Origin of the sequence: Cellulomonas chitinilytica (genome assembly GCF_016862675.1) — a bacterium.
Taxonomy (GTDB): domain Bacteria; phylum Actinomycetota; class Actinomycetes; order Actinomycetales; family Cellulomonadaceae; genus Cellulomonas; species Cellulomonas chitinilytica.
This window is the reverse complement of sequence record NZ_BONK01000006.1, coordinates 278,755-290,660: the sequence shown is the minus strand read 5'-3', so window position 1 is coordinate 290,660 and position 11,906 is coordinate 278,755. Positions and strand designations below refer to the sequence as shown.

At 73.5% G+C, this 11,906-nt stretch carries 11 protein-coding genes; 3 read left to right on the top strand and 8 right to left on the bottom strand.

Annotated features, from left to right (window positions below):
- From Cch01nite_RS10965 to Cch01nite_RS22715, 8 genes are all read right to left on the bottom strand, one after another.
- The coding region (locus tag Cch01nite_RS10965; protein WP_373309921.1) for a class II aldolase/adducin family protein at nt 1-426 on the bottom strand (426 nt) is incomplete at its 3' end.
- A gap of 8 nt (nt 427-434) precedes the next feature.
- Nucleotides 435-1,589 (bottom strand): L-rhamnose isomerase, encoded by a 1,155-nt coding sequence (gene rhaI, locus Cch01nite_RS10960; RefSeq protein WP_203753253.1) that lies wholly within the window; start codon nt 1,587-1,589, stop codon nt 435-437.
- Nucleotides 1,586-1,951, bottom strand: a complete 366-nt coding sequence (locus Cch01nite_RS10955) for an L-rhamnose mutarotase (RefSeq protein WP_203753236.1) — start codon at nt 1,949-1,951, stop codon at nt 1,586-1,588. The genes rhaI and Cch01nite_RS10955 overlap by 4 nt, the downstream gene beginning before the upstream one ends.
- Before the next feature lie 446 nt (nt 1,952-2,397).
- Entirely contained in the window at nt 2,398-3,453 is a 1,056-nt protein-coding gene (gene rhaS / locus Cch01nite_RS10950) for a rhamnose ABC transporter substrate-binding protein (protein ID WP_203753233.1), read from the bottom strand.
- A gap of 62 nt (nt 3,454-3,515) precedes the next feature.
- Nucleotides 3,516-4,556 carry an ABC transporter permease gene (locus Cch01nite_RS10945; RefSeq protein WP_203753231.1) on the bottom strand — a complete coding sequence of 347 codons (1,041 nt, stop codon included), beginning with the start codon at nt 4,554-4,556 and terminating at the stop codon, nt 3,516-3,518.
- Entirely contained in the window at nt 4,553-5,578 is a 1,026-nt protein-coding gene (locus Cch01nite_RS10940) for an ABC transporter permease (RefSeq protein WP_203753228.1), read from the bottom strand. Before Cch01nite_RS10940 ends, Cch01nite_RS10945 begins: the two co-directional genes overlap by 4 nt.
- On the bottom strand, nt 5,575-7,221 hold the full coding sequence (locus Cch01nite_RS10935; protein ID WP_203753225.1) for a sugar ABC transporter ATP-binding protein: 1,647 nt from the start codon (nt 7,219-7,221) through the stop codon (nt 5,575-5,577). The genes Cch01nite_RS10940 and Cch01nite_RS10935 overlap by 4 nt, the downstream gene beginning before the upstream one ends.
- Before the next feature lie 162 nt (nt 7,222-7,383).
- Nucleotides 7,384-7,554 (bottom strand): hypothetical protein, encoded by a 171-nt coding sequence (locus Cch01nite_RS22715; RefSeq protein ID WP_239070265.1) that lies wholly within the window; start codon nt 7,552-7,554, stop codon nt 7,384-7,386.
- 1 nt (nt 7,555) lies between these two features.
- Here Cch01nite_RS22715 and Cch01nite_RS10930 point away from each other — a divergent pair, with 1 nt between their 5' ends.
- From Cch01nite_RS10930 to Cch01nite_RS10920, 3 genes are all read left to right on the top strand, one after another.
- Complete coding sequence (locus Cch01nite_RS10930) at nt 7,556-8,512, top strand: LacI family DNA-binding transcriptional regulator (RefSeq protein WP_239070262.1); 957 nt, start codon at nt 7,556-7,558, stop codon at nt 8,510-8,512.
- Nucleotides 8,513-8,649: 137 nt separating this feature from the next.
- The gene (locus Cch01nite_RS10925; protein WP_239070259.1) at nt 8,650-9,831 is read left to right on the top strand and encodes a Gfo/Idh/MocA family protein; all 1,182 of its coding nucleotides are present in this window, start codon (nt 8,650-8,652) and stop codon (nt 9,829-9,831) included.
- Nucleotides 9,828-11,870 carry a beta-galactosidase gene (locus tag Cch01nite_RS10920; protein ID WP_203753219.1) on the top strand — a complete coding sequence of 681 codons (2,043 nt, stop codon included), beginning with the start codon at nt 9,828-9,830 and terminating at the stop codon, nt 11,868-11,870. Before Cch01nite_RS10925 ends, Cch01nite_RS10920 begins: the two co-directional genes overlap by 4 nt.
- The last annotated feature ends 36 nt before the right edge of the window (nt 11,871-11,906 follow it).

The following is an 11,906-nucleotide window of genomic DNA, read 5'->3' as shown; positions in this document are numbered from 1 at the left end:
CACCTCGTGCGTGAGCTCCTCGCCGTCGGCGGCCGTCGCCAGCGCGATGCCCGAGTCGGGGTGCAGGTGGTCGACGTGCGCGGCGTCGACGAGCCCGTGCATCGCGGTGTCGATCGACGGCGCGGCACCGCCCTTGCCGTGCAGGCAGTAGTCGAACGCGGCGACCATCTCGTCCTCGCGGTCGACGCCCGGGTAGACGTCGACGAGCGCGCGCAGGCGGTCGAGGCGCAGCACCGCGAGGTTCTTCGTCGTGAGCGTGCCGAGGTCGCCGCCGGAGCCCTTGACCCACAGCAGCTCGACGTCCGCCCCGGTCACCGGGTCCGTCGCAGTGCCCTTGGCCGACGTGTTGCCGCCCGCGTAGTTGGTGTTCCTCGGGTCGGCCCCCAACCGGTTCGACCGGGTGACCAGCTCGTCTGCCGTGCTCATGTCCGGGCTCATGCTCCCCATCCCGCCTGGTTCCCGCCGACACGATCGGCGACGATCTTCTCCGCGTAGCCCGACTCCCGGTACGCACGCAGGGGGTCGGGGTCGAGCCCCTGCTGCTCCCGCAGCTCGGCGAGCAGCGGCCGCACGTCGGTGTTGTAGGCGTCCATCACGATCCCGTTCGCACCGAGCACGTCACCGGCCGTCTGGGCCGCGAGCAGCGCGTCGGCGTCGACCAGCAGCGCCTTCGCCGTGGCCTCCTGCACGTTCATCACCGACCGGATCTGGCCGGGGATCTTCGGCTCGATGTTGTGGCACTGGTCGAGCATGAAGTTCACGCCGCTCGCCGGGTCCAGGGCTCCGGCCTGCACGATCTCGTGCATGATCCGGAACAGCTGGAAGGGGTCGGCGGCTCCGACCATGAGGTCGTCGTCCGCGTAGAACCTGCTGTTGAAGTCGAAGGCCCCGAGGCGCCCGGCCCGCAGGAGCTGCGCGACGATGAACTCGATGTTGGTGCCCGGCGCGTGGTGCCCGGTGTCGAGGACGACGAAGGCCCGGTCCCCGAGCGCGAGGCAGTGCAGCAGCGACGTGCCCCAGTCGGGGATGTCCATCGAGTAGAACGCGGGCTCGAAGAACTTGTACTCGAGGATCAGCCGGTGGTGCGGGTCGACCGCCGCGTAGATCTCCTGCAGCGACTCGGCGAGCCGGTCCTGCCGGGCGCGGATCGAGTCCTGGCCGGGGTAGTTCAGCCCGTCGGGCAGCCACAGCTTGAGGTCGGTGGACCCGGTGGCGCGCATGACGTCGACGCACTGCAGGTGGTGCGCGATCGCCTTCTTCCGGACGGCGGCCGACGGGTGCGTCAGCGAGCCGAGCATGTAGTCGTCGTCCTGGAACAGGTTCGAGTTGATCGCCCCGATGCTCACGCCGAGCTCCTTGGCGTGCCGGGCGAGGGCGTCGTAGTCGTCGACCAGGTCCCACGGGATGTGCAGGCTGACCCGCGGCGCGACGCCCGTGTACCGGTGCACCTGGGCGGCGTCGGCGACCTTCTCGAACGGGTCGCGCGGGACGCCCTGCTGGGCGAACACCTTGAACCGGGTGCCGGAGTTGCCGAACGCCCACGAGGGGAGCTCGATGGTCTGCTGCCGGAGGACGTCGTGGATGGTCATGCGCGGAGCTCCTGTGGTTCGGTCGGGAGGCCGGCGGCGCGCAGCTGGTCCTCCAGGTGGAACACCTCGTCGAGGACCCGGAAGCCCTCGTCGGGGTTGCCGTCGGCGACGAAGAACTCGCTCATCTCCGCCTGCCAGCGCGGGTTCACCGCGGTGCGGGTCATGGCCTCCTGGGCGGCGGCGTAGTCGTCGGTCTCGAGGTGGCCGACGAGCAGGCCGTCCTCGGCGAGGTACAGCGCGTAGTCGCGCCAGCCGGTGTCCCGCAGGGCCTCGAGCATCTCGGGCCACACGGCGGCGTGCCGCGCGCGGTACTCGTCCAGCCGGTCGGGGCGGACGCGGGACACGAAGCACACGCGGGTCATGCGAGGGCCCCTCTCGAGTCGTCCTTGAAACGATTCATACACCCTACGGAAAACGCAGTCCCAGTGTCAAGGCATGGCCGGACGACGGGCGCGGATCCGCACGCTCCCCCGCGCCCACCGCCTTCCGCCCCCACGACGCCCACGTCCCTCCCTGCCTCCTCCCCCACCACGACCACGCCGCCGCCCACCACCGACCACCGGGCCGCCGTCACACATCGCCGCCCGCGACCGACCACCCCCGCCGTCGCCCGTCGCGGCCCGCCACCATCCCGTCACCCCGCTGCTCCGGGTTCCGCCGAGAACGTGACTTCAGGGTGAGAACGTCACTTCGAAGTGCCCTTCTCGCACCGAAGTCACGTTCTCGGGGCGCTGGCGGCGCTGGCGGCGGCGCGGCGTCGGTGGGCCGACGCCTGCGCCGGCCGGTGCCGGCGGACGTGCCGGGACCGTCAGAAGTCGAAGTCGCCGATGTTGTCCTTGTCGAACACGAACGGGTCGCCGAGCAGCACGGTCGCGTCCGCCCCGACGGTGTACTCCCCCAGATCACCGGCCGTGAACGTGTCCCCCTCGGCACCCGTGATGGTCCCGTCGACCATCGCCGCCGCCGCGTACGCAGCCAGGTAGCCGAGGTCCTCGGGGTTCCACAGCGCGAACGACGTGACCGTGCCGTCCTCCACGTACGGGCGCATGTCGTTCGGCGTGCCGAGCCCGGTCAGCGCGACCTTGCCCTTCGACGCCGACGTCGACAGGTACCGGGCGGCGGCGGCGATGCCGACCGTGGTCGGCGAGATGATCCCCTTGAGGTCCGGGTGCGACTGCAGGAGCGCCGCGGTCTTGTCGAACGACGTCTGGTCGTCGTCGTCGCCGTAGACCACGTCCACCAGCTCGATGTTCGGGTGGTTGGCCGCCAGGTCCGTCTTCATCATGTCGATCCACGCGTTCTGGTTCGTCGCGTTGGCCGTGGCCGACAGGATCGCGATCTGGCCCGCGTCGCCGATCTGCTCGGCGATCAGGTCCACCTGCGCCTTGGCGATGCCCTCGGCGGTCGCCTGGTTGACGAACAGGTCGCGGCACCCCGGTTCGACGTCCGAGTCGAACGTGACGATCTTGATGCCCGCCTGCTTGGCCGTGTCGAGCGCGCCGCACAGCGCCGACCTGTCGTTGGCGGACAGCACGATCGCGCTGACGCCCTGCTGGGTGAGGGTGTTGATGAAGCTGACCTGGCCGTCGGCGGTCGGCTCCGTCGGGCCGACCTCCTTGAACGTGCCGCCGAGCGCCTCGACCGCGGCCTTGCCGCCCTTGCTGGACGTGTCGAAGTACGGGTTGCCGAGGTTCTTGGGCAGGAACGTGATGGACAGGTCCGACTTGCCGCCGGCGGCCGTCCCCGTCGAGCCGGCGGTGTCGGACTCGCCCGGCGACCCGGACGTGCAGGCCGCGAGTGCGAGGACCAGTGCCGCCGCGGCGCTGGCCGCCCCGACGGACGAACGACGCGAGAACCACCTCATCGTGGAGCCCCTTTCGTGGGTGCGTGCCACACCGGCGGCGCCGGCGCGACGAGCGCGGGGTGTCAGCCGGGGGCGCCGGCCGACGGGCGGGTGCCGGGGCGGCGCGCGGCCCCCCGGGCGCGGGCGACGAGGCCGGGTCCGACCACGGTCGCGATGAGCAGGACGCCCGTGACGACGTTGATCACGTCGGACGAGACGTCCGCGAGGCGCAGGGCGCTGCGCAGCGCCCCGATGAGGAGCACCCCGACGACCACACCGGGCAGCGCGCCCCGGCCGCCGAAGATGGAGACGCCGCCGACCAGCACGGCCGCGACGACCGACAGCTCGAGGCCGACGGCGTTGTCGCCGCGGGCCGAGCCGTACCGCAGCGTCCAGTAGACGCCCGCGAGCGCCGACATCACGCCGCTCGCGACGAACAGCCAGAACGTCAGCCGCCCGACGCGCCCGCCCGCGAACCGGGCGGCCTCGGCGTTCAGCCCCGCCGCGTAGACGAGGCGGCCCGTGGGGGTCGCGTGCAGCACGACGCCGAACGCGAGGGCCAGGACGACGAACAGCGCCATCACCACCGGGATGCCGGTCCCGGCGAAATGCGCGCTGACGAGGTCCTGCGCGCCGGACGGGAAGCCCGTGACGGCCCGGGTGCCGAGGATGCCGACGGCGAGCCCGCGGAACAGCGCGAGCGTGCCGATGGTGACGGCGAGCGACGGCAGCCCGACGACGGTGACGAGGAACCCGTTGAGCGCCCCGCCGACGGCGCCGACCACGAGCGCGACGAGCGCCGCGACCGCGAGCGGCCAGCCGTTCTCGTACAGCGCGCCGACCAGGACGCTGCTCAGGCCGAGCATGCTCGCGACCGACAGGTCGATCTGCGCGGCGATGACCAGGAGCGTCATCGGCAGGGCGATGAGCAGGATCGGGAAGACGTCGAGGAACAGGAAGTACCAGGTCGTCGCGGTCGAGAAGTTGTCGACCGTGAGCGACGCGACGAGGACGACCGCGACGAGCAGCGCGGTGATCGCGGCGTCCCGGCCGAGCAGCACCCGGGTCAGGCGGGTGCGGGTGCTCGGCGCGGCGGGGACGGTGCGCACCTGGTCGACGGTCACGGGACACCCCCGGTGACCCGCGCGGCGGGCAGGGGCCGGACGGCCTCGGCGACACCCGTGGAGCGCAGCCGGCGGGCGGTGCGCACGGCCAGCACCCGGTCGAGCACGATCGCGCCGATGATGAGGACGCCGACCACGGCCTGCTGCCAGAAGTCGGGGATCCCGAGGATCGGCAGGGCCCGGTCGATCGTCGCGAGCAGCACCGCCCCGAGCGCTGCGCCGGCGACGGTGCCGCTGCCCCCGAAGATCGCGACGCCGCCGATCACCGCGGCGGCGACGGCCTGCAGCTCGAGCCCCGTCCCGGCGTTCGACGCGACGGTCGCGTACCGCGCGGCGAACAGCACCCCCGCGAGCCCGGCGAGCGTGCCCGAGAGCACGAACGCGAAGAACACCCGCCGCCCCACCGGCAGCCCGCACAGCCGGGCCGCGACGGGCTCGGACCCGATCGCGTAGAACTCCCGCCCGGTCCGTGCGTAGCCGAGGTACACGCCCGCACCGACGACGACCACGAGCGCGACGAGCGCGACGACGGGGATGCCCAGCACGCGCTCGGTGCCGATGGCCAGGAAGCTGCGGGGCATGTCGCCGGCGCTGATCCGGTCGGTCCCGGCCCAGATCACGGTGATGCCGCGGTACGCGTAGAGCGTGCCGAGCGTGATGACGAGCGACGGCACGCGCGCGCTCGTCACGAGCCCGCCGTTCACCGCCCCGAGCGCCGCGCCCAGCAGGATCCCGAGCAGCATGACGACGGGCACCGACAGCCCTGGGGATGAGACGAACATCGACCCGGTCGCGAACGCGACGAGGCCGAGCGTGCTGCTCACGGACAGGTCGACGTTGCGCGTGATGATGACCGCCGCCTGGCCGACGGCCAGCAGGACCAGCAGCGACGGTGCGAGCAGCAGGTCGCGGAACCCGTCGCTGCTGAGCAGGAACGCGTCGTTCGCGGTGGTCGCGACGACGACGAGGATCACCAGGGCGAGCGCGATGCTCGTCTCGCGCCGGCGCAGCACGCGGGTCATGCGACGGCGCTCCGGACGGTCCCCGTCGCGGCGGACATCACCGTCTCGGGGTCGGCGTCGGCCCGGTCGAGCACGGCGGTGACCCGGCCCTCGTGCATGACGAGCACCCGGTCGCTCATGCCGAGCACCTCGGGCAGCTCGGAGGAGATCATCACGACGGCGACGCCGTCGCCGGCGAGCCGGTCGAGCAGCCGGTGGACCTCGGCCTTCGTGCCGACGTCGATGCCGCGGGTGGGCTCGTCGATGAGGAGCACCCGCGGAGTCGTCGACAGCCACTTGGCGAGCACGACCTTCTGCTGGTTGCCGCCGGAGAGGGTGCCCGCGACGGCGTCGAGGTCGCGGGCCTTGACCTGGAGCGTGGCGGCCCACTCGTGCGCGACCCGGTACTCGGCGCCGCTCGTGAGGATGCCGCCGCGGCTGAGCCGGCGCCGCAGCGTGAGGGCGACGTTGCGGGCGACCGACAGGTCGGTGTGCAGGCCCTGCCTGCGGCGGTCCTCGGGGACGAGCGCGAGCCCGTGCCGCATGGCCTGCTCGGGGCCGTCCTGCGCGAGGACGCGCCCGTCGACCCGGACGGTGCCGGAGTCGTAGCGGTCGATGCCGAACACGGCCCGCACGACCTCGCTGCGCCCCGACCCGACGAGGCCGGCGATGCCGAGGATCTCCCCGGCGCGGACGTGCAGGTCGACGCCCTCGAACGTGCCGGCCCTCGTGAGGCCCTGGACCTCGAGCACCACCGCGCCGGGGGTCCGCTCGGTGCGCGGGAACATCGTGTCGACGGCGCGGCCGACCATCTGCCGCACGATCGTGGCGGTGTCGGTGGCGGCGGTGTCCTGCGTGCTGACGTGCTCGCCGTCGCGCATCACGGTGATCCGGTCGCTCAGCGCGAAGATCTCGTCGAACCGGTGGGAGATGAACACGACGGCCGCCCCGCGGTCGCGCAGCTGCCGCGCGACGGCGAACAGCCGGTCCACCTCGACCCCGCTGAGGGCGGCGGTCGGCTCGTCCATGACCAGGAGCTTCGCGTCGAGGCTCACGGCCTTGACGATCTCGACGAGCTGCTGGTCGGCGATGGACAGGCCGAGCGCGGGCCGGTCGGGGTCGATCTCGACGCCGAGGGTCGCGAGCAGCTCGCGGGTGCGCTCGCGCATGGCCTTGCGGGAGACGAGCCCGCCGCGGCCGGTGAGGAGGCGGCCCATGAACACGTTCTCCGCGACGGACAGGTCGGGGAAGAGGGTCGGCTCCTGGTAGATGACGGCGACGCCGGCGTCCCGGGCGTCGGCGGGGGTGCGGGGCTCGAGGGGTGCGCCGTCGAGGAGCATCTGCCCGGCGGTGGGCTGGTAGACGCCGGCGAGGAGCTTGACGAGCGTCGACTTCCCGGCGCCGTTCTCGCCGACGAGCGCGTGGATCTCGCCGGGGCGGACCTCGAGCTCGGCGCGGGCGAGCGCGACGACCGGGCCGAAGTGCTTGACGAGGCCACGGACGACGAGCGTCGGCGCGGGGGTGCGCGTCGACGGGCCGAGCGGGGCAGCCGGGCCGAGCGGGGCGGCCGGGCCGAGCGGGGCAGCCGGGGTGGCCGGTGCCGCGTCCGCCGACGCGCCCGGATGGCTGGACGTCGGCCCGGGCTCGTCGTCTGATTCCGCCATGGCCTCTCCCTTGAGGATGGTGAATCGATTCACTACCATCAACGCTAATGGCGCGTCCCGGACGCCGCAAGAGTTGTGACGTCTTCGTGATGCAGCGAGGCACCGCAGCGGCACCGACGGCGGCAACTAGCATCGGGCGCACCTCGTGCCTGACCAGAGCACTCACCAGTGCACCGACCAGAGCACCGACCAGAGCACCGACGAGAGCACCACCGCGAGCGCGACGAGAGGACGACCGTCGATGTCGACGACGACACGAGGACGCGCGGACCGTCGCCCGTCGATCACGGACGTCGCCCGCAGGGCAGGGGTGTCCGTCGGGACCGTCTCCAACGTGCTGAACCGCCCGGACCAGGTGAGCGAGCCGACGCGCGACCGGGTGCTCGTGGCGATCGAGGAGCTGCAGTTCGTCCGCAACGCCTCCGCCCGGCAGCTGCGCGCGGGCACCATCCAGACGGTCGGCGCGATCGTCCTCGACATCGCCAACCCGTTCTTCACCGAGGTCGCGCGCGGCATCGAGGACCGCCTCACGTCCGACGAGTACACCCTCATGCTGTCGTCGTCCGACGAGGACCCCGAGCGCGAGGCCCGCTACCTGAGGCTGTTCGAGGAGCACGGCGTGCAGGGCGTCATGGTGACCCCGTCCGCCGGCTCGCTCGACGCCGTCCTCGCGCTGCGCGAGCGCGGCATCGACGTCGTCCTGCTCGACGCCACCTCCCCCGTCGACGACGTCTCGTCCGTCGCGGTCGACGACGTGCGCGGCGCCGCGCTCGCCGTCGAGCACCTCGTCTCTCTCGGGCACCGCCGGATCGCGTTCGTCAACGGACCGCCCACGATCAAGCAGTGCGTCGACCGGCGCGCCGGCGTGCTCGAGGCGCTCGCCGCGGCGGGCCTCGACCCGGCGCGGGCGCTCGTGGAGGTCACGATCTCCTCCCTGAACGCCGACGGCGGCGAGGCCGGCATCCTGCGGGTGCTCGACGAGCACGCCGACGACCGTCCGACGGCGGTGTTCTGCGTCAACGACCTCACCGCGCTCGGTGTGCTGCGCGCCCTGCGCGCCCGCGACGTGGCGGTGCCGGGCGACATGGCCGTGGTGGGGTACGACGACGTGGTGTTCGCGTCGATGCTCACCGTGCCGCTCACGTCGGTGCGGCAGCCGACGCACCAGCTCGGCTGGACCGCGGCCGACCTGCTCCTGCGGCAGCGGTCGGAGGGCGACGCGTTCCGCCACCAGCGGGTCCAGTTCCAGCCGGAGCTCGTGGTCCGCGGCTCCTCGGACCCGACGGCCTGATCCCTGATCCCTGGTCCCTGACCCCCACGGCCCGTCCACCCACCGGAGGGGCGGGCGGGCGTGGACGGATCCGGGGCAAGCGCTTACCGTAGCAAGGCCGGTACCGCGACGCGGCGGACGGAGAGCGAGGAGCGAACGTGACCGAGACAGCCGGGAGCACGACCACGGTGCAGGACGCCCTGCGCGTCGCGATCGTCGGGACCGGGGCCATCGCCCACGCGCACGCCCGGGTGCTGGCGACGGACCCGCGGGTCACGCTCGTCGCCGTCGCCGACCCGAACCCCGAGGTCCGCGACGCGTTCGCCGACGAGTACGCCGTCCCGGGCCGGTACGCCGACCTCGACGCGCTCCTCGCCGCGCAGGTCGACGTGCCCGACGTCGTCCACCTGTGCACCCCGCCCGGCCTGCACCGCGACCAGGCCGTCGCCGCCCTGCGGGCCGGGGCGCACGTCGTGTGCGAGAAGCCCCCGGTGCTGTCGCTCGCCGACCTCGACGCCGTCCTCGCCGTCGCCGACGAGGTGGGCCGCCGGTACGCCGTGGTCTTCCAGCAGCGGACCGGCACCGCGGTCGGCCACGTCCAGCGGCTCCTCGCGGACGGCGAGCTCGGCCGCCCGCTCGTCGGGGTCTGCCACACGCTCTGGTACCGGAAGCAGGAGGACTACTACGCGGTCCCGTGGCGCGGGCGGTGGGCGACGGAGGGCGGCGGCCCGCTGCTCGGACTCGGCATCCACCAGCTCGACCTGCTCGGGTTCCTGCTCGGCGAGTGGGCGGAGGTCGACGCGCGGGCGTTCCGGCTCGCGCGCGACGTCGAGACGGAGGACACCTCGACCGCGACGGTCCGGTTCGCGAACGGCGCGGTCGTCTCGGTCCTCACCACGGCCCTGGCACCGCGGCAGACGAGCTACGTCCGGATCGACACCACCCTCGGCACGGTCGAGGTCGAGCACCTGTACGGCCACGACGCCCGCTCGTGGCGGCTCACCCCCGCCCCGGACCGCACCGGCGGGGACCCCGCGCCCGCGCCGGCGTCGTGGACGCTCCCGTCCGACGACGAGCCGAGCGGCCACACCCCGCTCCTGCGCGCCGTGTACGACGCCCTGCGCGACGGCGGTCCGCTGCCCGCCGTCGCCGCCGAGCCGCACCGGTCGCTCGAGCTCGTCACGGCGATCTACGCGTCGGCCGCCCTGGGCCGCCCGGTCACGAAGGACGACCTCGCCCCGGGCAGCACGCTGCGCGACGGGTTCCTGCACGGCGTCGAGGACCTGCGCGACACCACCGGCGCGCTCACCCCGGCAGCCCTCTCACGAAGGACGACATGACCACCACCCCCTGGCCCCTCGGCGTCGACGGCATCGCGTACGGCGGCGACTACAACCCGGAGCAGTGGCCGCTCGCGACCCGCGTCGAGGACGTCGAGCTCATGCGCGAGGCGGGCGTGACGCTGGTGAGCGTCGGGATCTTCTCGTGGGCGCAGCTCGAGCCCCGCGAGGGGGAGCACGACTTCGGCTGGCTCGACGACGTCCTCGACCGGCTCCACGCGGCGGGCATCCGGGTGGCGCTGGCGACGGCGACGGCGAGCCCGCCGCCGTGGCTGTCCCGCACGCACCCCGAGATCCTCCCCGAGCTGGCCGACGGCACCGTGCTGCACCCGGGCGGGCGCCAGGCGTACCGGGTGTCCTCCCCGACCTACCGGGCGTACGCGCTGCGGATGGCCCGGACGGTCGCCGAGCGGTACGCGGCCCACCCGGCGCTGGCCCTGTGGCACGTCGACAACGAGCTCGGCTGCCACGTGCCCCACGACTTCTCGGACGACTCGGCGGCCGCGTTCCGCCGCTGGCTGGAGGCGAGGTACGGCACGGTCGACGCCCTCAACCACGCGTGGGGCACCGCGTTCTGGTCGCAGCGGTACGACACGTTCGACGAGGTCCTCCCGCCGCGCGAGGCCCCGACGTACCCGAACCCGACGCAGCAGCTCGACTTCGCCCGGTACTCGTCCGACGAGCTCCTCGCCTGGTACCGCGAGCTGCGCGACGTGCTCCGGGAGGTCACCCCGCACGTCCCGACGACGACGAACCTCATGATGTCGACGGGCACGAAGTGGATGGACTACTTCTCCTGGGCCGGCGACCTCGACGTCGTCGCGAACGACCACTACACCCGGGCGCACGACGAGGACGCGCACGTCGAGCTCGCGTTCAGCGCCGACCTGTCCCGCGGCGTCGCGGGCGGCGACCCGTGGATGCTCATGGAGCACTCGACGTCGGCCGTGAACTGGCAGCCCCGCAACCGCAGCAAGCGGCCCGGCGAGATGCTGCGGCACTCGTTCGGCCACCTGGCGCGCGGCGCCGACGCGATCATGTTCTTCCAGTGGCGCCAGTCGGCGGCGGGCGCCGAGAAGTACCACTCGGCGATGCTGCCCCACGCGGGGACCGACTCGGACGTGTGGCGGAGCACCGTCGCGCTCGGGTCGGCGCTCAGCGCGGTCGGCGAGCTGCGGGGCTCGCGGGTGCACGCCGACGTCGCCCTCGTCTTCGACTACCCGGCCTGGTGGGGCACCGAGCTCGACTCGCACCCGTCCGCCGACGTCACCTACCCGGACCGCGTGCTCGCGCACTACCGGGCGCTGTGGCGGCAGGGCGTGACGGTCGACGTGGTGCCGCCGTCCGCGGACCTGACGGGCTACCGGCTCGTCGTCGTCCCGACCCTGTACGTCGTGACCGACGCCGACGCGGCCAACCTCGCGGCCGCGGCCGACCGGGGTGCGACGGTGCTGGTCACGTACTTCTCCGGGATCGTCGACGAGCACGACCACGTGCGGCTCGGCGGGTACCCGGGCGCGTTCCGGGACCTGCTCGGGGTGCGCGCGGAGGAGTTCTGGGCCCTCCAGGACGGCGAGACCGTGACGCTCGACGACGGCAGCACCGCCGACGTCTGGTCCGAGCACCTCCACCTGCGACCCGGCACGGAGGCGGTCCGGACGTTCGTCGACGGCGACCTCGCGGGCGGTGCGGCCGTGACCCGTCGACCCGTCGGCGACGCGGGCGGTGCGGCGTGGTACCTCGCGACCCGGCTGAGCCCCGAGGCGCTCGACGACCTCACCGCGGCGCTCGTCGCCGAGGCGGGGGTGCGGCCGGTCGTCGACGGGCTCGCCGCGGGCGGTGGCGCGGGCATCGGGCCGGGGGTGGAGGCGGTGCGGCGGGTCGCGGACGACGGGCGGTCGTGGCTCGTCGTGCTCAACCACACCGACGCCGACGTGCAGGTCCGGGCCGGCGGCCACGAGCTCCTCGCCGACCGGCCCGTCGCGGGGGTCCTCGAGGTCCCGGCGGGCGGTGTCGCGGTGGTCCGCGAGGCGCACTGAGGCGGTCCCGGCAGCGTGCCTGAGCCCCGCGGACCC